This window comes from Enterococcus quebecensis, assembly GCF_001730365.1.
Lineage (GTDB): Bacteria > Bacillota > Bacilli > Lactobacillales > Enterococcaceae > Enterococcus_L > Enterococcus_L quebecensis.
In genome coordinates this window covers 273,654-295,749 of sequence record NZ_MIKB01000015.1, presented here as the reverse complement: position 1 = coordinate 295,749, position 22,096 = coordinate 273,654, and the positions used below count along the sequence as shown (strand labels likewise).

At 31.1% G+C, this 22,096-nt stretch carries 23 protein-coding genes; 7 read left to right on the top strand and 16 right to left on the bottom strand.

From position 1 onward, the window contains the following. Window positions 1-160 precede the first annotated feature (160 nt). On the top strand, window positions 161-478 hold the full coding sequence (locus BCR23_RS11035) for a helix-turn-helix domain-containing protein (RefSeq protein ID WP_069635541.1): 318 nt from the start codon (window positions 161-163) through the stop codon (window positions 476-478). Window positions 479-582: 104 nt separating this feature from the next. Here the strand turns inward: BCR23_RS11035 and BCR23_RS11030 are convergent, their stop codons facing one another. Then, window positions 583-1,398, bottom strand: coding sequence for a MerR family transcriptional regulator (locus BCR23_RS11030; RefSeq protein ID WP_069635540.1), 816 nt, complete (start codon window positions 1,396-1,398; stop codon window positions 583-585). A 131-nt stretch (window positions 1,399-1,529) separates the two neighbouring features. Between BCR23_RS11030 and BCR23_RS11025 the strand changes: the two genes are divergently transcribed. Both BCR23_RS11025 and BCR23_RS11020 read left to right on the top strand, forming a co-directional pair. Further along, the gene (locus BCR23_RS11025; RefSeq protein ID WP_069635539.1) at window positions 1,530-1,910 is read left to right on the top strand and encodes a hypothetical protein; all 381 of its coding nucleotides are present in this window, start codon (window positions 1,530-1,532) and stop codon (window positions 1,908-1,910) included. Between the two features lie 38 nt (window positions 1,911-1,948). Further along, window positions 1,949-2,485, top strand: coding sequence for a ClbS/DfsB family four-helix bundle protein (locus BCR23_RS11020; RefSeq protein ID WP_069635538.1), 537 nt, complete (start codon window positions 1,949-1,951; stop codon window positions 2,483-2,485). A gap of 520 nt (window positions 2,486-3,005) precedes the next feature. Here the strand turns inward: BCR23_RS11020 and BCR23_RS11015 are convergent. From BCR23_RS11015 to BCR23_RS10980, 8 genes are all read right to left on the bottom strand, one after another. Continuing rightward, window positions 3,006-3,275, bottom strand: coding sequence for a hypothetical protein (locus BCR23_RS11015; protein ID WP_069635537.1), 270 nt, complete (start codon window positions 3,273-3,275; stop codon window positions 3,006-3,008). A 12-nt stretch (window positions 3,276-3,287) separates the two neighbouring features. Beyond that, the gene (locus tag BCR23_RS11010) at window positions 3,288-3,596 is read right to left on the bottom strand and encodes a hypothetical protein (RefSeq protein ID WP_069635536.1); all 309 of its coding nucleotides are present in this window, start codon (window positions 3,594-3,596) and stop codon (window positions 3,288-3,290) included. Window positions 3,597-3,610: 14 nt separating this feature from the next. Further along, window positions 3,611-4,825: a hypothetical protein gene (locus tag BCR23_RS11005; protein ID WP_069635535.1), complete on the bottom strand. Its 1,215-nt coding sequence runs from the start codon at window positions 4,823-4,825 to the stop codon at window positions 3,611-3,613. Next, window positions 4,825-5,220, bottom strand: coding sequence for a hypothetical protein (locus tag BCR23_RS11000; protein ID WP_069635534.1), 396 nt, complete (start codon window positions 5,218-5,220; stop codon window positions 4,825-4,827). Before BCR23_RS11000 ends, BCR23_RS11005 begins: the two co-directional genes overlap by 1 nt. A gap of 370 nt (window positions 5,221-5,590) precedes the next feature. After that, the gene (locus tag BCR23_RS10995; protein ID WP_069635533.1) at window positions 5,591-5,830 is read right to left on the bottom strand and encodes a hypothetical protein; all 240 of its coding nucleotides are present in this window, start codon (window positions 5,828-5,830) and stop codon (window positions 5,591-5,593) included. A 2-nt stretch (window positions 5,831-5,832) separates the two neighbouring features. Further along, a complete protein-coding gene (locus BCR23_RS10990) occupies window positions 5,833-6,246 on the bottom strand; it encodes a hypothetical protein (protein WP_069635532.1) in 414 nt (137 codons plus the stop codon). Window positions 6,247-6,360: 114 nt separating this feature from the next. Next, window positions 6,361-6,756: a hypothetical protein gene (locus BCR23_RS10985; protein WP_069635531.1), complete on the bottom strand. Its 396-nt coding sequence runs from the start codon at window positions 6,754-6,756 to the stop codon at window positions 6,361-6,363. 808 nt (window positions 6,757-7,564) lie between these two features. Next, window positions 7,565-7,891: a C40 family peptidase gene (locus tag BCR23_RS10980; protein ID WP_141706738.1), complete on the bottom strand. Its 327-nt coding sequence runs from the start codon at window positions 7,889-7,891 to the stop codon at window positions 7,565-7,567. 616 nt (window positions 7,892-8,507) lie between these two features. Between BCR23_RS10980 and BCR23_RS10975 the strand changes: the two genes are divergently transcribed. Continuing rightward, on the top strand, window positions 8,508-8,891 hold the full coding sequence (locus BCR23_RS10975; protein ID WP_069635530.1) for a hypothetical protein: 384 nt from the start codon (window positions 8,508-8,510) through the stop codon (window positions 8,889-8,891). Between the two features lie 11 nt (window positions 8,892-8,902). Further along, entirely contained in the window at window positions 8,903-9,892 is a 990-nt protein-coding gene (locus BCR23_RS10970; RefSeq protein ID WP_069635529.1) for a trypsin-like serine peptidase, read from the top strand. Window positions 9,893-10,229: 337 nt separating this feature from the next. Here BCR23_RS10970 and BCR23_RS10965 read toward each other — a convergent pair whose 3' ends face one another. Continuing rightward, window positions 10,230-10,457 carry a hypothetical protein gene (locus BCR23_RS10965; RefSeq protein WP_069635528.1) on the bottom strand — a complete coding sequence of 76 codons (228 nt, stop codon included), beginning with the start codon at window positions 10,455-10,457 and terminating at the stop codon, window positions 10,230-10,232. A 156-nt stretch (window positions 10,458-10,613) separates the two neighbouring features. Here BCR23_RS10965 and BCR23_RS10960 point away from each other — a divergent pair, with 156 nt between their 5' ends. Then, entirely contained in the window at window positions 10,614-10,844 is a 231-nt protein-coding gene (locus tag BCR23_RS10960) for a helix-turn-helix domain-containing protein (RefSeq protein ID WP_069635527.1), read from the top strand. Between the two features lie 329 nt (window positions 10,845-11,173). Here BCR23_RS10960 and BCR23_RS10955 read toward each other — a convergent pair whose 3' ends face one another. The 3 genes from BCR23_RS10955 to BCR23_RS10945 all read right to left on the bottom strand — a co-directional run bounded on the left by BCR23_RS10955 (window position 11,174) and on the right by BCR23_RS10945 (window position 16,006). After that, window positions 11,174-12,445 carry a TerB N-terminal domain-containing protein gene (locus BCR23_RS10955; protein ID WP_069635526.1) on the bottom strand — a complete coding sequence of 424 codons (1,272 nt, stop codon included), beginning with the start codon at window positions 12,443-12,445 and terminating at the stop codon, window positions 11,174-11,176. Between the two features lie 356 nt (window positions 12,446-12,801). After that, window positions 12,802-14,853: a DEAD/DEAH box helicase gene (locus BCR23_RS10950; protein WP_069635525.1), complete on the bottom strand. Its 2,052-nt coding sequence runs from the start codon at window positions 14,851-14,853 to the stop codon at window positions 12,802-12,804. Then, complete coding sequence (locus BCR23_RS10945) at window positions 14,846-16,006, bottom strand: Hachiman antiphage defense system protein HamA (RefSeq protein ID WP_069635524.1); 1,161 nt, start codon at window positions 16,004-16,006, stop codon at window positions 14,846-14,848. Before BCR23_RS10945 ends, BCR23_RS10950 begins: the two co-directional genes overlap by 8 nt. Before the next feature lie 616 nt (window positions 16,007-16,622). On the opposite strand from BCR23_RS10945, the gene BCR23_RS10940 reads away from it, so the two are divergent. After that, window positions 16,623-17,984, top strand: a complete 1,362-nt coding sequence (locus BCR23_RS10940) for an SIR2 family protein (protein ID WP_069635523.1) — start codon at window positions 16,623-16,625, stop codon at window positions 17,982-17,984. Between the two features lie 79 nt (window positions 17,985-18,063). On the opposite strand, the gene guaA is transcribed toward BCR23_RS10940, so the two are convergent. From guaA to BCR23_RS10925, 3 genes are all read right to left on the bottom strand, one after another. Beyond that, entirely contained in the window at window positions 18,064-19,620 is a 1,557-nt protein-coding gene (gene guaA, locus BCR23_RS10935; protein WP_069635522.1) for a glutamine-hydrolyzing GMP synthase, read from the bottom strand. A gap of 352 nt (window positions 19,621-19,972) precedes the next feature. Continuing rightward, window positions 19,973-20,896 (bottom strand): type I pantothenate kinase, encoded by a 924-nt coding sequence (gene coaA / locus BCR23_RS10930; protein WP_069635521.1) that lies wholly within the window; start codon window positions 20,894-20,896, stop codon window positions 19,973-19,975. Between the two features lie 106 nt (window positions 20,897-21,002). Further along, on the bottom strand, window positions 21,003-22,094 hold the full coding sequence (locus tag BCR23_RS10925; RefSeq protein ID WP_069635520.1) for a hypothetical protein: 1,092 nt from the start codon (window positions 22,092-22,094) through the stop codon (window positions 21,003-21,005). Window positions 22,095-22,096: the final 2 nt, after the last annotated feature.

Below are 22,096 nucleotides of genomic sequence, written 5' to 3'. Positions count from 1 at the left end.
TTCGGTTTTTTCTATTTAGTTTAGTATACATTGTCATGTGTGCACTATTTGACTACTTCACTTTACCGGAAAGAGTCATAAATAACTATGTTTTATTAATTTATTTGCCAGTAGTTTTATTGATTATAACCAACTAGCATTATAGTGAGGAGATGATAGAATGACTGATTTAAATTCGATACTAATAAAAAGAATAAAAATATTGCGCAAACGTTTAGGAATTAGTCAAGAAAAGTTATCATTAGCAGCTTCGCTAGATGCTAGATATGTTAATAAGTTAGAAAATGGAAAGTTTAATCTTTCAGTCCCTACATTAGATAAACTGATTGAAGCATTTGGAATGTCTTATAAAGACTTTTTTGAGTTTGAGATTGAGGAAGATAATGAACTAGAGAAACTTAAAAAATTGTCTCCTAAAGAAAAAGAGGATTTGCTCATTCAATGTATAAAAATAAGCGACGTGCTCAATAAAGAGTAAGTCGCTTTTCTTTCTATTTAGTCGGTGTCTAAGGCCACAACGAATTTAGGATTGAATTAGAACTTCTGGTTTTTCCAAAAGGGGTAATAATTATCTACATCTATTTAATCAGTACATACCATGTAACCTGCCTCTGTAATCCAATTATCTGGATTAGGATCTTGTGCTGGAGAAACATGTGCAATATTTACCATTGGCCCAGAAATAACATAATCATTTGCTTCAATCCATGATGCAATTGCTTGCGTAACTTCTGGCATTTGTTCATAACTACCATTGAATGTCACAGATGCTAGTGTAAACTCAGAAGTCTCATAAAACTTAACATCATCGGTATCTTTATAGTTACCAACAATACTACTTTGTACCTCAATATCAATATCGCTATCCTTGTATTCTTTGTCATGATAAATGGTTACTCCTAGTGGTGGATTTTCCATTTTTCCATTTTGTTTCATAAACTCTTCATATAAGTCAGTCCATAGCCCATGTTCATCGTCAAATGATGGAACTATTTTTCTAATTGCCATGACACTTCTTTTTGGCATTACTTTTAATTCAACATTATATTTTTCCATAAAGTTGCCTTCTTTCATTTTTTCTTTAAATATTTTCACAATATTTTGTTTCTTTTTTAATTCTTCCAGCTCATCATGAATTTCAGTTTCTCTTAGCTCATAATGAGATTCTAATAGTTTCATGTCATTACTTTGAATGATAGTTTTGATTATTTTCAGTGGCAAGCCAATTTGTTGTAAGAATTTAATTTTATTAACTACTGCCAATTGATCTGCTGAATAATATCGATAATTGGTAACAGTATCAATTTCCTTAGGAAGCAAAATCTCTAATTCCTCATAATGATGTAATGCCCTAACTGTTAGATTTGTTAATTTTGAGAATTCACCTATTTTAAACATTTTATTTCCTCCTTATTTGCTAGCTAGCGTACTAATAGTATAAACCAATACATAAGGTAAGAGTCAATCATAAAAATTGTAATTGACTCTTACTCTACGTATTACTCCATAATAAAAAAAGGAGGAAAATAATGTTAATCACACTATGTTATGCAATCGTTGGAGGAGGATTATTTTATTTAATTGAAGGAATCATAGTAAAGAGAAAAAAAATAAACTTATGTAGGTTCCATAAAGTAACTGGCTATATCAATTTATGTTTAGCACTGGGATTCTTATTGATTTATTTCATCAATCAAGATATTTTTTCAAAAGATGTAACAATTAGTAATGAGATAATTTATATTTGCTTTTCAATATTGGCAATTTATTATTATGTTTTAGCGCTACCAATAGCCCTTGCAAATTCATTAATCATAATACGTATAAAAAACAAGGAAAAGAGGATAATAAATCTAAATATTATTTCTTGTGTGTTACTTATTATTTCAGTACCATTATTTTTGAAATAAATATGATATAGTTAAATAAAAAATAGGAGGATTTAATTATGGCTAGACCAACAACAAAAAAGGATTTAATTCAAGCAGGAAATGAGAAGTATCAAAAATTAATAGTGTTACTTGATTCTATGTCAGAAAAAGAATTAAAGGGTGTATTTGATTTTAATATTGAAAGTGAAAAGGAAGCCCATTGGAAAAGAGATAAAAATATTAGAGATATACTCATCCATTTGTTAGAGTGGCAGAACTTGCTCTTAAATTGGGTAACATCTAATCAAAAAGGTATCAAAAAGCAGTTTTTAGAAGAAGGATACAATTGGAAAACTTATGGCGCTATGAATGTTGGCTTCTGGGAAAAACACCAAGATACTTCTTATGAAGTTTCTTTGTATTCATTGAAAGAGAGTCACACTCAGGTAATGGCACTTGTAGAAACTTTTTCAAATGAAGAGCTGTTTTCTAAAGGTGTTTTTGATTGGGTTGGAGGTAGTACTTTAGGCAGTTATTTTGTATCTGTTACCTCAAGTCATTATGATTGGGCTATGAAAAAAATAAGAAAATATAAAAAATCCTTGAAAAATTAACTAGTTAAATATCTCAAAAACTCCAGTCAGTTAAGACTGGTCAGACTGACTATAAGTAAATGCTTAAATTTTGAGTATTGTTTGCAGTTTGAAACGACATGCTCAATAAAGAGTAAGTCGCTTTTCTTTATATTTAGTCAGTGTCTAAGGTCACAACAAATTTATGATTGGATTGGAACTTTCAGTTTTTCCAAAAAGGGTAATATACAAAATTGTCAGTAGTTGAATAAAATAAAAAGCCAGTCATTTCTGACTGACATTATGGTTACAAACGTGGTCACACGAGCTACCAAATTTGTTTGATTTTATCCTTTTGGAATAATTCTATGGTGCAGAAACCCTTATAAATCAATGGGTTTGTGAGTTATTCACCTGTATATTATTCCCACTCAAAAATAAATTAGTTTTACACGGTACGTAATAGTTGATTTTACGCCATTTTAAGTGATTTGAGTTTGTTTAAAATGTACTCAATTTTAGTAGAGTGTTATCAAAGTGTTATCAATTTAATCATTGAATGCTAAGAAGATAGCTTATCTAAAGTTTGTTGTTGCTTCTCAAAAGCTTCTGTTACTTTTTTTCCAAACTGACCTTTAACAGCACCCTCTAATGTTTGAGAGGAAGAAGACAATGCCTTTTTAGCACTTTCTATTGCTGTTTCACCTTGTTTCTTAGCTTCTTGTTTCTTTGAATGAGATTTCTGTATCTTGGCTGAGCCGATTGCTTGAACACATATCTTTTCTAACTTTTTTTGTAAATCTTTTAATAACTTTTTTGCTAATTCTTCCAATAGAACAACTCCTTATTCTTTATTTGTTTTCTGGAGGGCATTTCGATAGTCTTGTTCAAGTTCTTCTTGTTGTTGATACAGCTGTTTTTTTGCTCTTGATAACTCTTCGTGATAGTCATTTTCTACTTGCATAATTGACTGTTTTGCACGATCAAAAGGCTCGCTATCTACAGCTGACTGTTGAACAATGCGGTAAATATCTGACAACGTTTCTTGTATCAATTGTTCACCTTTTCGTTGCGTATTTTTTAGAATATCTTCATCCTCTTCTAATTCACGACGTTTTCGCTGATAATCGGCTGTAATCTGTTCCTCTTTCATACGTTAGCTCCTTTTTAAGGCTTTAATTGTTGCGCTAGCTGTTGATCTGTTTGAACTATTTTGTCGATTTTACTTTTGATTTCTTTCGCTAACGATTCGAATTTTTCATCCATTGTTTTTGCTTTATTGATTCTTTGCTGAAAAAATTCTGTTGGTTCACCGACTATTCGTTGTTCAGTAGCTCCTATCGCTGATAAACTATCCTTCATTTCATTATCAGACAGTACTTCTATTTGAGAACGGGCTTCCCTTAATGTTTCTTGCCAGATACCTTCTGCTTCTGTAATGGCATTTTGATACACTTTTATGGCATTAGCCATCGCATTTTGATAAGCTGCTCGTCCTGTATTAACGGCTAGTAACGCCTGTTGGTCATCTAAATAAATTTTTTCATTCTTTGATAGTCCGCCACCACTGGCAGTTAGTTTAGCTTTTAGTTGATCTAACATAGTCAATTGAGTTAAAAATCCACGCATAAGAAAATGACTGGCTTGTATCATAGCACCTTCAGAATTGCCCGAACTATCTGAAATTTTTAGTTGTCCTGTTTTTTCATCAAATTCCCAGCTAGTTAATTTGTGACTATTGCCATCTATCCATACAATCGTTCCAAAATCGTCACTATTTCCCCATTTAGAATTGAAATCGTTCCATTTCGTCACATCGTCATTTTTTTGGCGATAATTCAAAAATAAGTGAGGATTTTCTTTCATAAATTTTTCCTCCGCGGGTGTTAAGGAACGATATTGAAACCAGCCGCTAAAAACAGTTGTTGGTATTTTAAAGTGAGCGCCTACTTTTAGCATATAAGCTGATTGGGAATAGCCAGATAACTGATTAATCGTCCAATTTGGATTATTATCAATAAGTTCTCCCACATACTGTAAAGCAACGTCTGCTTGAGGAGAACCGTTTGGAAACATCCCTTGTACAGCAGCAAATTTGTCATCCCAATCGTCTGGGTATGTTCCAGCTGCAACGACTGTTACTTGTCCATAGTCTGGAGTACCATTCACTATGGGAGCCACTGCCATGCCTTGAAAACCATAGTCGCCGTTTTTAACCGAAAGTACTTTGAACTCTTGATTTCCTGCAGTCAATTCATTTCGCTCATTCTTTGTCAACTCATTATTGGGTTTATCTGTATATTTGATTTTTTTATCTTTGTAATCAGGGTCTACTTGATAAACTTTATCATTTAAATCTCTTAACTCTTTTTCTGTTGCCATTATAAGTTCTCCTCTGTTTTATTGGAAAAGATAACTTTTATTTTATTATTCGTTACACCTTCTAACAGTTTGGGATCAACTGGATAAGATTCTAAGCGTTTAGCTTTATTATTTAAAGACATACTAGCATCAATGTCTGAAATCACACCATAACTGGTAGTTATAGTGATATCCACTGAAGTATAACCAGTAAGGCTATTTTCATAATATTTTTCTGCGAACCTAATTTCCGTCACATTCGCAAATGTATTTTTTATTTGTTTTGCAGTTACTGTTTCCATTTTTATTATTTGTTGCTCTTTTCTTTCCTTCGCATTTTGATTAAAAGTAAACAAACTAACACCTCCAATTAGTATAAGTACAAGTAAAACAATAAACCATTTTTTCTTTTTCAAAGCCTCATTCTCCTTTAATTATCAGGATGTTAGTACAAGAATAGATATGTAAAAATAATATTACTATAAACTAATTATCCCAACTAAATTAAAAAGAGTCAATGCTTTAATTGTGAGAAATGGGTTTAAATGTTGAGAAGTTTCAACCGATTCTAGATAATCTAGATAAATTAGTTATGAGGTACACGACGAAGGAGTGGGGGGGAAGAAATTAAATAGTTAAATAAATTGAGAATAACCAGATAACTGATTAATCGTCCAAGTGGGATTATTGCCAATAAGATACCTTGCATACTGTAAAGCAATGTTCGCTTTAGGAGAATCGTTTGAAGACATTCCTTTTTACAGCTGCTTTTAAATCGTCAGAGTCCTAGGATAGGTTCCTGCTGCAACGACTGTCTGGAGTACCAATCACTATGGGAGCTACTGCCATGCCTTGAAACCCGTAATCACCATTTTTGACTGAAAGTAATTTAAACCTTTGCTTATCAGTAGTTTCAAAAATTGTATTTTTTTCTAATTGCTTAACTGGTTTCCCGTTATCTTTAAAATTGGGGTCAACTGAATAGACAATTTCATTCAAGTCTTTTAACTGTTCTTCTGTAGCCACGTTTACACCTCACCTTCAGAACCAGTTGAATAAATTACCTTAACTTTATCTTTTGTCTTTCCATTCAGTACAATTTTATCGAAATCAGAGTCAATGGGCCCGAAAGCACCTAACTCCTTTTGTTGATTACTAGAGAAATGGATTGTTCCAGGACTAGAAGTGCCCTTGTCAGTTGTAATATTCACAGTAAAAGTCCAATAGCCAGTTTTCTCATTGTATCCTCCTGACATTTCGGAAATAAAATCTACAACCTTCACATCTGCAAATCTATCTTTTATTAGTTTAACAATAGTTGTCTCCATTTTTATAACTTGCTGTTCTTTTCTTTCCTTCGCATTTTGATTAAAAGTAAACAAACTAACACCTCCAATTAATATAAGTACAAGTAAAACAATAAACCATTTTTTCTTTTTCAAAGCCTCATGCTCCTTTTACTATCTGTTTTATCAGTGTATTTAATTTTATTCCCATTATCTTTATAGTTAGGATCAACTTTGTAAACCTCTTTATTCATATCTTTTCTGTAGTCATTATAAACTCCCTTCGGCTTTATTTGAGAAAATCACTTTAACTTTATTTTCTGTAATACCTTTTTCAAATTCAACTTTACCAGCATAAGACCTTAATAATCTATCTTTATTATTCATAGACATGTTTACACCAATATATGAACTTTCTCCGAAACTATTAGCTATAGTAACCATAACTAAAGTATAACCAGTCAATTTATCTTCACCATATTCTTCATCGAATTCAATTTCCGTCACATTCGCAAATGTATTTTTAATTTGTTTTGCAGTTATTGTTTCCATTTCTATCATTTGTTGTTCTTTTCTTTGCTTCTCGTTTTGATTAAAAGTAAACAAACTAACACCTCCAATTGGTATAAGTACAAGTAAAACAATCAACCATTTTTTCTTTTTCAAAGCCTCATGCTCCTTTAATTATCAAGATGTTAGTGCAAAAACAGATATGTAAAAATAATGTTACTATAAATTAATTATCCCAACTAAATTAAAAAGAGTCAATGTTTTAATTGTGATAAATAGTTAGAAATGGATTTATAATAAATCATCTTCGTTATTGGAAAAGCAATGATTTATTAGGAAAAATAATGTACGGAAAAATTCATGAAAATGTTTTAAGGTTGAATATAAAAATTACTTGTTGGTCGATTGGTTGTAAAATGATTGCGCAATATTAAAAATAAACGAAATTCAATGAAGTAATTTTGCCGATTATAAAAGGATTTGATGGTGTTTGAATTGTTTTGAATGAAGAGTTTTTAATAGACTGTTATCATCACAGATATCTGTAATTAAAAAAAACTACTGAATAAGTTATATTAACTTTTGCAAAAACCAATCGTCTGAAATTATAGTTAATTTCAGACGATTGGTTTTATATTATATTTTGAAATTGTTGAGCAAATAAATTAATAGGAAAGGGGAAACAATGCAAAGTATGGATAGCAAAACTAAAAAGTATAAATATTTTTTTGAATAGAGTATAGATAAAATGATTGTTATAATCACATAAATTATGCCAGTAGTAGCATAAATAATTGTACCGTTACCAGAAAAATCATGATAACTTGCTTTAGTTATTACGCGTAATACGCTAAATGAAATTAAAAAAGCAAGAACTCCCCAAACTGTAATAAAAAAAAATCTTAATATATTCATAGTTTAACTATCCTTCTTCATTCTTATTTTTAACTACATTGTTTATAAACTATGCAGACCACGTTCCTACATGAGCAGGTCTTGAGTTAAAATATGTTGGTAAATCATACGGACTTACTACTAATGGTTGTTTCATACCTCCTACTTGAGCGGTAGCAGAAGAATACCAATAAGCTTGCCAAACTATTTTAGAGCAATAGGTTGGATTTTTAGACCATATATTTGTATTTATTCCATATGAATAATTTTTTCCTCTATAATTATTTATAGCCCACTGATAAGCTGTGTTGGGTTTATATTTAGCGGCAGGTCTATAAATTTTAGTCCATTGTCCTTTTTTACTCATATATTTTTTTGCCCAATCAATAATGGACATTGCAGCAGGCGTGTATCCCCCACCTTGTATACTTAAAATAGTTCCATTCCTTTAAAAAATAATTGTATTGTAAAGCGTTTTCTTTGTCAACGGTATTTCTATATGAACTTTAATTACGACTGGAAACGATGTGTAATTTCATTTTTTTGACTTGCTCAATAGATTAGTTATCAATAGCTCTCACAGAAATAACTATAAAAAGTAGGAGAAATAATTGTTATGAGGTTTAGAGGGATTTTTTCTAGACTTTTTTGAGCGGAAATTAAGTTGTGTTTTATACTAGAATAATTTATAGGAATATCATGAAACATTAGAATTAGTCCATCGATGCTTGTTTAAATCTATCGTTCATCAGTATCAGTTCGGCTAATACTGATGAACTTTAAAATCCCATTTTGCGGCTAGGATTTCAAATCAAAATGTTTTTCAGTTTTTTGGTTTCTTGAGCTAATGTTTTTAGTATTCTCTCATGCTCATAAAAGAGGTTATTGGGAATAGAATGATATAGTGGGTTGGATATATAGCGTTGCTTTCTTTAAGATAGCAATAAATTTGAATTTGTATTTTAAAATGTATTTATTGTGATATAATTTAATCAAAAAAGAAAGGGGAACGGATGAAAAAATTTTGTTTAATAGGTTTATTGTTATTGGTAGGTTGTTCAAAAATTAGTAGTAATGATAAGGATACTAAGAATGAAGAGTCAATGATTAATTTGAAGTTTCAAGGAATGAAATTGTTAATTAAAAATGATACCAAAGATATTATTACGATTTTAGACTCTGAGACTGAGTTTTCAACAAAGAAAAATAATAAATGGGTGTTAAGTGATGAGACTCATGGTCTTACGGTGTTTACAACAAATATTTTGAGCGATGAAGAGGCTGAGTTAGATTTAACCAATCGACTTTCACAGATTAAGGAAAAAGAAGTTAAGGTAACTGTTCATTATGAATTCGAAAATGAAAGTAGAGAAAAAAGTATAGTATATACGAGATAGGGGAGAGAATTATGAAAAAGTTGTTGTTGTTATTTTTGTTGAGTTTCTCATTTATAGGAAGAGAAGCTGAGGCATTATCGATTGATGAGAGTCTTAGCCAACATGAGAGTGAAACGATTGATTTTAGTCAAAGTGTAATTAAGAGTAAAAATATGACTAGAAGTGGAGAACAAGAAATAGTCATTGATGGAGATAAATGGGACCAGACGATAAAAGATGCTTACAAAGAAAAATATCCGGAATATGAAGGCGAAGTCAAAATTTTTGATATAGATGATGACACAAAAGAAATAAAGTTTGAAGATACAATTGGAGAATATAATGATCCTCGTACTAGAATGCGTGTATCCGCACCAGTAACAGGTAATCCAAATAGTAGTATCGGAAAAGTTCAACTTTACTATTTTTTGAGTAACGGTAAGGTATCGATGGCTTCTGGAACAGCATTTAAAGTTGCTAATGATAGGTTTGCAACTGCAGGTCATATATTCTATGACAAGGAACATGGGTATGGCTGGGCTGGCTCGGGGAGTGTTCTACTTGGCTGTAAAAAATCCTCAACAGGTGGAATAACTACAACGGCATTATATGGTATTACTCAACAAATTACAAATAATGATTGGATTCAAACTCCTTTACAGGATGCCTGGAGATCCGATTTTGGTCATTTGAAAGTAAGACACTATGCCGGAACTGCACCGGCTAATTTGAAAATTAAAAAAAATGCACCTAATAGTGGATATGGAATGAGCTATGGATACAATGGAACTGTTAATCAAGTTACCTTTTCAAAAAGCTCTGGGAATATGCTATCTACTAAACAACCAAAATGGTATGGCTGGTTATACGAATCTTCTGACATTCAAATCGTAGGAGGTATGAGTGGAGGTCCGGTTATGAATGCATCAAACGAAGTGATAGGAATAAATTCCAATACTGGAAATGGTTTAAGTAGATTTGTAAAAATGCAACCGAGAATAGCGGACTCTTTTTTCAAATAATAAGACTGAAAATTTAAACGTGTTCTAGAATAGAGAGAGGAACAATTGTTCTTCTCCAAAATAAAACAAGCCTGATTCTGATGATATTTCAAAATTGAGCTTGTTTTTTTGTTGTGTGCTTATATATGTATATTTTCCTAGAATGCTTAAAGAACATTTTGAATATGGGATACAAAAAAATTTTTAGCATCATTTTTTTTGTATATAAAAATCAAAAAAAGTGGGGTGATAATCAGATTTTTTTCTGATTTATGTCCCACGTTCTTAATGCTATCATTCATCAGTATCAGTTCGGCTAATACTGATGAACTTTAAAATCCTATTTGCTGCTAGGATTTTAAATCAAAATATTTTTGAGTTTCTCTTTGGTTTTAAGTTTTTGTGTTTCTTGAGTTAATGTTTTTAGTATTCGCTCATGCTCATAAAAGAGGTTATCGGGAATAGAATGAGTTTGGGTGTTGTTTTTTAGTGAACTGAATGTTTTGTGCCAGTTCTTTAGTTGTTGGATTGAATTATTTAGTTTATGTAGGTCTTGATAGGTGATCATTTTTACTGGGTGAGCCATGTTGAACCTCCTAATTTATAGTTTTATTTTTCAAACAGAATTTTTTTTTCTCATTTCCTAACGCTGTTAATATTTCTGTTTTTGCCTATATCAGCAAAGGCTTTGTGCTTATTATATATTATCATGCCTATATAAGCAATAGGAGGAGAGATTTTTGTGAAAGAGAAAACATTAGAAATAAAAATTCACGATTTGATAAATAAGCATAATATTTCTTTAAGCGAACTTTCTAGGTTATCTGATATTGAAGTAGCAAGATTGAGCGAACTAGCTAATGGTAAAAGACAGCGAATACAAATCAATCATTTAATTAGAATTGCAGAAGCTTTGGATATAGATGACATCGGTGAGATTATTCAATTAAAGAATGTTGAAGATATTTATTGAAGAAAATATTTTAACTAATTTTCCAGCTTTTGTAGCATTTTTTATAAGGCGTCATCTTACCTAGTAGTGATGTAATCGAGCATGTTGCTATAGTACCGAAAATTTTTATTTCGTCTATTTTTACTAAATATAAAGAAAGTGACCTACTCAAAAAAGAGTGAGTTGCTTTCTTTATATTTAGCAGGTGTCTAAGGATACAGAGGATTTATGTTCAAATGGGTATTTTCAGTTTTAGCAAAGAGATAACGCTCTATTGCTTTATTAGACAAAATAAAAAAGCCGGTTAAAATTAAACTAGCTTTTACTATTTTACAAACTGATCTAACATCTTATTTTAATTTACTTTTTTCGTTGAGTTCTATTGCTTTGGCAAGGCGTTCGTTTAATTTTGAATTAAAGCCAACGTTCTTTATGCCAATTTTTAAAATTTCCACTTCATCATTGTAGCGTTTTTGTTTACGATATAGAATACCTAGTCTTTCATATAGCGCTGGAGCATCGAAATTACCTTTTACAGAGCGTAATAACCATTCCTCGGCGTCTTTGTAGTTTTCTTGTTTATAATAATTAATACCTTTAATTTCTTCATCAAATCCATCTGATGAAGGTTCTTTGGATAAGAGTATTCTTTCTTTCAAAGTTAAATTATCAGTTGGAACAAAAATTGATTGCTTTTCTTTTATTTGTTGCTTTACTGTAGTGATTTTTTCTGGCGATGTTTTTTTGTTAGATTTTCGTAAATTGGCAACATCTACTTTCGTTTTTTCATGGCTCTCTTTTAGTAATAGGTAGATATCAGATTGAATATCAGAGTTTAGGAGAGTATTTGGGTATTCAAATTCTCTATTTTTTATAGAAATGTTTGATAGTGCAAACCTTATTTTTTCGTGTGTATCTAATTTCATTGATTTATTAAGTTTATAAGTTTCGAAACCAAATTTTTTAAGTAATAATTCAGTCAGATTTGTTTGGAATATTTCAGGTGATGTCTTTATATATCTGTTATTGGTAAAACCTACTCCCTTTGATAATAGCATTAAATCTTGAGCACTAAACTCTCCAATGAAAGAGCCTTTAACTAGGAATAGTAATTCAGGTCTTAAAGTATCCAGATTTATGTTAAGTAATATACTAGGATCTTTTTTCTTCATTGCTGCGTATATTATAGCGTCATTAGAGTACGATATAAAAGAACGGTTGTTATGGTATTTTCGAAGTGTTGCTATCATTTCAACTGCTTCGTATAAATCTTCATCTAAGAAAATTTTTCTTTCTAAACCATAGTAATATACAAAAACATATCCAATATCTATATTTGCTTGGATATTTGTTAAAAATGTTAAATAGTTATACCTTTGTTCAGGTGACATTTCATAATAGGATGGATAATAACCTAACGGTTCAGCCTTTCCTTTAATTACAGGCAGAGTGGTTATTATTTCTGAGGGTTCAAAATCACTTTCAGAACTAAGTGTATCGGAAATGAAAAGTAACTTCCTTATATTAAGTGGAATAGATTTAATGTAAATATCTAAATTAGTTTTGATAGTGGTTTGCGTTTTAGAACTTTTTTTCTTTTTGAATAAGTCAAATATTCCCATCTTCATTCCTCCAAATTACTATTTATTTAATTATATCAAATTTTTTAAGCAGAAATTATTATTTTGCTAATGTTGATTATATAAAAAGCCAGCCATTTCTGACTGACTTAATGGCTACAAATGTGGTCAGACTAGCTACCAATTTGTATGACTTTATTCTTTTGAAATAATCTATTGGTGTAAGTCCCCTTATAAGTCAATGGGTTTGTGAGTGATTCGCCTGTATATTCTTCCCACTCTGTAACGATAGAAATTGAATGAGTGGGAAGAAGAGATCTTAAAAGGTTTAATCTCTTTTCGATTTTTTTGTTTAGCTTGTTATTGTCTGGTTGGTTGCAGATAAAATTGTTTTTAAGTTATATCTCTTCAATTATTTTTTTCCCAAAAGGTGATAAATCTTCAAATATTTTTTTTTGTTGTAATTGTTTTAATTTGTGCTCAGTACCGTTAATTTCTTCAAAACTTATAATCTGATTACATACTTTCAAAATATCTTCTTTAGGGAACCCCAAATCTGTTAATATACGCTCATAGCCATCGCTAGAGTTAGAATAATTTTTAATCATATTGATACTTTGAATAAAGGCACGATTATCAGTTGGGTTGAATAAGTTTTTATTGTCAAACAATTCATAAACTGCTACTATTTTTGTCAATTTAAATTTAATATACTCATCGATCTTAAATAGAGTATCTATAAATAGATTAATATCAGTAGTTGTACAGGTAGGAAAGGTAGTTGTGAATTCTTTAATTACACTTTTCATACCATCATTTGAAATTAGAAGTAGATAGACAGGATCAATAGAAAGATACTCTTTATTATTACTTTCAGAATTTTCAAAGGAATACTCGGCTATTTTTAAATGGCGGAGATAGTTATTATCTTCTTTCAGCAGCTTATACTTAATGTTATAAATCACATTCCATTCTTTAGCTTGTAATGTAATACTGTCATAGTTATCAATAAAGCGTTGAAGAATTTTAAATTCAATGCCAGCTTCAATTATATCTGAATATTGAATATTATATTTATTTGATAGTATTTCAGTCAAATCAGAAATATTATTATCTATTTCTGTATTAGATTTTTTATCCAAATATAGGCTTTCATCTTCTTTATCTTTAGTAAGTATCTCTTCTTCTTCGTAAAGTATATTCAACTCGATCCATTCATTAGGATCATATAATTCCCACGTTTCTTTGCTTGTGATATAAATTTTTCCAGATTGTGGATTCTCTACATTTAATCTACCAACTCTTCCGATTAAATTGTTAAGTTCAAAAACTCCTCGAGGTTTATCATAAACTACTAAGCTATTAGTAGGAGTATTTACACCTTCAATCAAAGTACTTGTACAAAGCATTGTATGAATGTTACCATGCGCGTATTCAGCTTCAATGTATTTTCTTAAGAAGACGGGCGTTTTTCCGTGATGAATTCCAATTCCTTTTTTCAAACAACTAACGTAGTACCAGTTAGGATGAATATTTTCTGATATCCATTCAATTATTTTTGTGTCAAAATCTACGTCAGGCAATTCTAGGGGTATTTTTCTTAAAAATTTAACAATATTGTCAGGAGAGTCAAAATAAATGAATCTTTTATCCTCTGAGCTTCCATAATAGCTATCAAAATTTTCATCAAACTCTATATCATTATAGACTAAATTTAGATTAGTTATGAATTTTTGTATTTTCATTTTTGACCTAGAGAAACTCACGTTTTTTATAAACGGTCCTAATAATAGAACTTTTTTAGATCTCTCAATTAGGTATTTGTATATGTAATTCATCTTAATAAGTCGAGAATTATTTTTATTAGAATTTTTATCTATATTCAGCTTATAAATTTCATCATAAATTAAAAAATCAATATTTCGCTCATTTAAATATTTTTGAAATAGCTGAGCGCTTATTCTTTCAGGAACAACAATAATAATTTTTTTAGTATATGAATAGTATTGCTCTAGCTCTGAATCTGATGTTATAAGGATATATGTATCTTTAAAATATAAAAAGCATTTTTTTCTGAGCTCATTCATTAAAGCTATGGTAGGAACAACAAATACAACGTTATTTATCATATCTTTATTTCTAGCGATGTATTCTAGAGCAATAAAGGTTTTTCCAAAACTTGTGGGTGCACTTATAAATAAATTTTCTTTTGAAAGTAGGTTTAAGCACTCTTCTTGTTCATTAGTAAGGGTTATCCTGTCATCTAACAAAGATAGTCGAATAGCCTTTCCCATTCTATTAAAAAAACTAGAATCTTTAGAATATATGTCCAAATCAGCAAAACTTAAAAAAGCGTTATTTACTGGTTTTTCATTGTATATGTCATAAAGTAATTCGTTTCTAATTTCTTGTATGGAGCTATCTAAAAATAACAAATCATCACTAGACATAATATTGATTTCCTTTCAACGTAGATTGCTTTTTGAAGCTTTCTAGAAATTCCCTCTTACTTAAAATTGGTAACACAAATATTATAACTTCGAAATTTTTTTTCAGTTCTATCAATCCATTGTTTTTTTCAAGGCATTTAAGTACGTCATCTTTTTTGTAAATATTATCACAAATTAAAAAAAGTATTAATTTTTCATTGACATCATCGGTAATTTCAATAATTTCATCTTTATTTTTAGTTTTAACATTTCTAAATAGTTCTGTTTTGTGATCAATATTTTCTTGTGTCACTTCATTATGCTCTTTAAGTGAATCTACCGCTTTATTTATTGCTTTAGTCAAATTTGTATAAAATTTCGCTTCTAAATAAAAAATTTCCTTTTTAGATGGCACGTAAATAGTACCGTCATTTCCGTATGCAGGCATTTTGGGAGTACTCTTTAAAACTAGTTTTGGATATAAATAAGTTAAAGAATTGTCATCACTTATATAGTTACTAACTAAGTGATGCATAAGAAATTCCCCGATATCCCCATGTAAAACAGATAAATCGGTATCTAATTCTTGCTTACTAATAAATCCGATTGATTGCAATGCACTATAGTATTTTTTTTTCAATAATCGATTTTCATAAGTATTAATGTTAGGATTGTAAGAAGAGGCAATATCTAAAACAATAGTTTGATCAAAAAGAATACTGTTTAATTTTTCAAAAAGAATATCTTTACTATTCAGTAATTCTTCCCAACCAAAGTATTTAAGCCTTATTTTATTTAAAAGTGTACCAATAGTTTTATTTGTAAAATATTCATTATCTTTGAGAGTGTTTTCTTTATAATATATATCTTTTTCGTAAGTATTAGTATTTATAAGACCTAAGTCATGAAGCACAGTACTTCTAATTTCATCACTTACTTTGCTGAAAAAAAAGTCAACGAATGAATTTTTTAAAATTTTTCCTACACTATATTGAACTTGTTTATCAGGACAACTATGACATACAATAAAAAATAAATTTTCTTGATATTGTCTATATTTCTCATAAAACTTCTTAACTTCAATAAGTTGGCCCTTTTCAAAGACTGGATAGCTATTGTTATCAAAATAATCAAAAACTCTCCGATTAGTTGTATAATGAAGTAAGACTTGCAAGTAATTACCTCCCGTATATAATAATTTAGAAAGAGTATTATGTTTCAAGTATACTAACTTTCTTTTTATCAATAAGTAAAATATCAGTTTTAAAATATAATTATATTTTATCATAATAAACAGAAAAATAGTGTTATATGACTAAAAAACAATCAAATAAATTTATTTGATTGTTTCAGGTTATGGACAAAATAAAAAAAGAGGATGAGGTCTATAGTTTTTTCTTTTAATGACTTTTAGTTGGCTTCAGTTATCAAAGAGGTTGGAACAAAAAAACTACGTGTACTTCGTTTGGAAAAAAAGTTTTATTAGATAAAGGTCGTCAACTGTCATCAAATCGAATGGTATTATGTTATTGAATATATGATGTTATAATAACGGGGGTTCAAAGTATATTTTATCTTATAATAGACTGCCGACGAATAAGCATACTTTACGTTATGTAATTAAGCATCATACTTATATGGCATAAGGATATGATGAGATAACCAAGTGTTTGAAGTGAAACAATATTACCACAGTGAATATAAAGTAAATGGAAAATTTTAAGTTATAATTCTCTTTCTATGATACATTGTTTAAAAGAGAAAATTCCAAACTCAAGGAGCTGATAGTTATGAAAAAAGTAATAGGTGCAGTTAATTGCGGATGTTTTATGTGCCAAAATAATAACAGCTTTGATATGCCTGATGAAATTATTGAATCAGTTAAAAAAAATGAATTAGTGCTATTTTGTGGAGCAGGAATAAGTACAGAATCAAAAACAGTTTTGCCTACATCTTTTTACATGGATATATTGACTTTCTTAAATAGCGAATATATCTTAAATTTAGATACAGATATTACTTTCTCAGAATTGATGAGTAAATTTTGCAGTATCGTTCCTAATGGAAGAAAACAATTAATAAGAAAAATATATGAACGTTTTGATAGGATTCAGTCATTTCCAGAACTGTATAGCTCTGCTACCAGATTTCATAAAAAGGTTTCGGAAATTCCTCAAATCAAAACTATCGTGACTACTAATTGGGATGATTACTTTGAAAAAGAATGCTTGGCTACTTCTATTGTAGATAATAAGGATGTAGCACTATGGAATACTTTTGATCGAAGAGTATTCAAGGTTCACGGGTCAATAAATAATATTGGATCAATCGTGGCTACAACTAATGATTATGATAAATGTTATGAGAGATTATCTAATGAGCCGATAGGTGATCGTTTAAAAACTTTACTTGGAAGTAATTGTGTAGTTTTTATAGGTTTTTCTTTTGGTGATGAAGATTTAAATAAAATTATTGATATACTTTCTGAAAGGCTAGATGATTTTGCTAATCAGTTTTATTTAGTAACAGTTGACAGATCGTGGGAAAAGAATACAGACTCTCGAATTATTCCCATCATAACGGATGGACAATTTTTTATTCATTCTTTACGAAACATACTCGTAGAAGAAGGGAACCTTGTAGAAAATGACATCTATGATTTTGCAAGATACGCAAACCAAATTGCTTCCGATTTCCATAAAAATTGGCTTAATAAAATTGATGATTTTAATGAAAAAATCACTTTTTATCCAGAGATAATGCTATCAATAGCGTATCAAGATGGAGTGATCCATGCATATCAAAGATGTTATGCAAATAGGAAAAAAGGTGATTACTTGATTCCCAGCTATTTAAGCAATGTAGTAGCCTCATATCACAATTTAGTAGACCAACATGAAAAGAATAAAAATTATTTACAAATGTACTATGCTTTAGGTTATCAGGATGGGTTGATTGATTTAGAAATATTTTTAAAAACAAATGAATACTTGATACCACCATTGTTTACATATGAAGGTGAAAATTTTGCTACGGAAAAAGAACTATTTGACTTTATAATAGCTAATAGAAACTCTGAAATGTACCATTATTTAAAAGAGATAAAAGTACCAAAAGGCACAACTCCTCATTTTTATCCTTGGTATTGTTAAGGTTGATTGCAAAATGGTTACGAAAAATAAAAAAGAAGCCTTGAACCCTTTGATATCAAAGGGTTCAAGGCTTCTTTAATTACTCCCACTCAACAGTAGCAGGTGGCTTACTCGTAATATCATAAACAATCCGATTCACATGATCCACTTCATTCACGATCCTCACAGAAATCTTCTGCAAAACATCCCAAGGAATTCTAGCAAAATCAGCTGTCATTCCATCAATCGAAGTCACTGCACGAATACCCACAGTATAATCATACGTACGGCCATCACCCATTACACCCACACTACGGATGCCAGGTAACACAGTAAAGTACTGCCAAATATCACGATCTAAACCAGCATTAGCAATCTCTTCACGTAAAATCGCATCAGAGTTACGCACGATTTCTAGTTTATCTTCAGTAATTTCACCAAGAACACGAATCCCTAAACCAGGACCAGGGAACGGTTGGCGCCAAACAAGGGCTTCTGGCATACCTAATTCAATTCCTAATGCACGAACTTCATCTTTAAATAAAGTATTCAACGGTTCGATCAATTCAAATTGCATATCTTCTGGCAATCCGCCCACGTTATGGTGAGATTTGATTGTTTGCGCTGTTTCAGTTCCGCTTTCTACGATATCTGTATAAAGGGTTCCTTGTGCTAAGAAATCAATACCATCAAGTTTTGTTGCTTCATCGTCAAAAAGATAAACAAATTCATTTCCAATGATTTTACGTTTTTTCTCTGGATCAGAAACGCCAGCTAATTTATCTAAGAAGCGTTTTTTCGCATCTACTTTAATGATATTCAAGCCAAATTTTCCACCTAAACTATCCATAACTTGCTCTGCTTCACCTTTACGCAATAAACCATGATCCACAAAGATACATGTTAATTGATCGCCGATCGCTTTTTGTAAAAGCACACCAACAACGCTTGAATCCACGCCGCCTGAAAGTCCAAGAAGAACTTTTTTATCACCGACTTGTTCACGAATCTTGTTGATTTCCATTTCGATGAAGTTACCCATTGTCCAGTCGCCTTCACAGTGACAAATATCAAAAGTAAAGTGACGTAATAAGTCGTTACCATATTCAGAATGACGAACTTCTGGATGGAATTGCACACCGTAAAGGTTGCGGGCTGTATTTTGAACTGCCGCAAAAGGACAATCTGCACTAGTTGCCACAGTTTCAAAGTCATCAGGGATGGCAGCGACTAGGTCACCGTGACTCATCCAAGCGATTTGTTTTTCAGGTGTTCCTTTAAAAATAGGAGAATCAGGGATCAAAAGCGATAGCTCTGACTTGCCGTATTCACGGTTGCCAGCTGGCTCAACTTTTCCACCTAGATTATGCATCATCAGTTGCATACCGTAGCAAATCCCTAGAATTGGAATCCCTAATTCATAAATTTCAGGATCGATACTGAATGCATTTTCATCATAAACACTATTTGGGCCACCAGAGAAAATAATTCCTTTTGGTGCCATTTCGCGAATTTCATCCGCTGTGATTCGGTGGCTCAATAATTCTGAGAACACGCCAAATTCACGAATACGTCGAGTAATCAATTGGTTATATTGACTACCAAAGTCTAAAACAATAATTTTTTCGACAGTTGTCAAATCGGCAACATTGGTCACATTTATTACCCCTATCCATTTAGATTTATCTAATAAGAGGTTGTAAAAAAAGCGTTTAGGTTCGAGCAAAGTAGGAACAACACGCAAATGTTGCGTCTTGTACTTTTCAACATCAAATCGCTAGGCTCTTTGTGTTTTAAAGCAAGAAACCTGCATTTTTTACACCGTTTATGGAGAACTTACCGTTAGGAAAGTTCTGACCCCTTTAGAATCAAGTTAAGTGATACTTTGTGATCTAGCTTCACGAACTAGTGCTTCGGAAAAAAGATGAAAAAGGCTAGTGGCAAAAAGCGTCACAATCATTTTTCCCTATTTTTCTGTCAGCACTGAACGAGTTCGTTCAGCATTTCTTTTAATATTTACGCATGAAAATCTCATCAATAATATGATTTTCAGTCTTATGAAGTATAATATCCGCTCTGCCTCGTGTTGGCAAGATATATTCCTCTAAGTTTTTCAGATTCACGGTCTTCCAAACTTTTTTAGCCATTGCAAAGGCATCTTCACGGTTCCCAATCGCGTATTGATAATAGTAATTATCTGGATCAAGAAAGGCCGTATCGAGTAAGGCACCGAAACGTTCAAGGTACCATTTTTCAATCAACTTCGGTTCAGCATCCACAAAGACCGAAAAGTCAAAAAAGTCACTGATGTAAATTTGCTGATTCGCGGGTAATTGCAGTGTGTTGATTCCTTCAACAATCAAAATATCAGGTTGTTGGATCACTTCATATTCGCCGTCAACAATATCATAAACACTGTGAGAATAAAGAGGTGCTTTGATTTCTTCTTGGCTATTTTTGACTTGGTTTAAAAAGTCGATCAACTTTTCCATGTCATAGCTTTCAGGAAATCCTTTACGATCCATAATGCCTTTTGCTTCCAAGACTTTATTTGGATACAAGAAGCCATCGGTCGTAATTAGTTGGACATTGCGGCGTTTAAAGGTTCTGGATAAAATCAGTTGTAGTAAGCGGGCAGTGGTACTTTTCCCAACAGCTACACTACCAGCGATCCCGATGATAAATGGCGGAACAGGTACATATTCATGCAAAAATAGCCCTTTGCTAACAGTCAAAGACTCAAATTCTTTCATATATAAATGAATCAGATGGGTCAGTGGCACATAAATGTCCTGCACATCTTGTAAAGAGATCTGATCATTGAACCCTTTAATATCTTCTAATTCTTCTTCTGTCAGCGGCGCTTTGCCGTTATGATAGAAGCCCTGCCATTCCTTTCTAGAAATGGGGTAGTAATTCATTTTATCGTCCATCGGTTCCTCCACCAAAGCCAACATTTCATTCTGTGCTTATTATAGCATCTTTCATAAAACAACAAAACCCTACTGAGTTGTTAAAGTAGAGTTTTGTTGTATATTCTTATTTATTAATAATCAAAGCAGTAGTGTCTTCAAAATTGTAAGAAGACAAATCAAGTTTGGTTGATTTATTCACCTTAGGATCAAATGTAGAAATTTGATCGTCAAACATGAAATAATAATACCCATTTTTTTGAGTAAAAAATGGTGCATTGATATGTTTTTCTTTTTCTAGTTTTTCATATTCAGGAAAATGAATAAAGGATTCTGTTTGATTTTTTAAATTATACACAGTCCATGTATAGCTTTTTACGTACAATTCATAATGACGAATAATTAGATTCTCGTTTTGAGTATCGACATATATTTCCATTGGATAAGGATAAGTCAAAGTAAGGTACTCTTTGTTTTTTGTTGCTAAATCATATACAAGTACTCGATTGGATTCACCAGGTTCACCATCTACACGCATACCAGCATTGCCTTCAGTAATGTAAAGTTTGTTTTGAAATTGAACCATTCTCATATAGGAGCTGGTTTCATCACCTAAGTTTATTTCTTCCAACACTTCAAAATCCTTCGTCATTTTTAGCAACATATTTTTACTAGTCCCATCATCTGTGTTACTATAGCCGCATAAAACATAGAGGTAATCTCCTAAAGGGATTAATTGATTGGTTAGAATACTTTCTTTTTTTATGATTTCTTTTTTCAGCTTAAGTTTCAAGTTTTTATCATATTTATAAAATTCTGTTCTATCACTAAAACAAGCTGTTGTATAAAAAAATTCCCCATCTACATTTGAAGTATAGGCATCATTTCCTTCGGCTTTGACAAGATCAATTGATAAATCGTTATCAATTTTAGCCAAGAATACTTCAAGTTTTGGGCTTTCAGATGTTTTTGTATAGTAATTATTATCCATTTCCCAAAAATTATTGCGCCAAAAATTCAGGTTTCCATCTGTCCTTTTTAATTGTTCAACTTTTATTAGTTGTTCATCTTTTTTTTTAAATGTGGTGATATTTTTTGAGTCAATAACGGCTAAATCGTATTCTTTTGTTTTTAAAGTATTTGTTTTTTGACAGCCGCTAAGCAGAGCTAAGAATAATAGAGATGTTATCCCTATTATTCTTAAAATGTTTTTAGTCATAA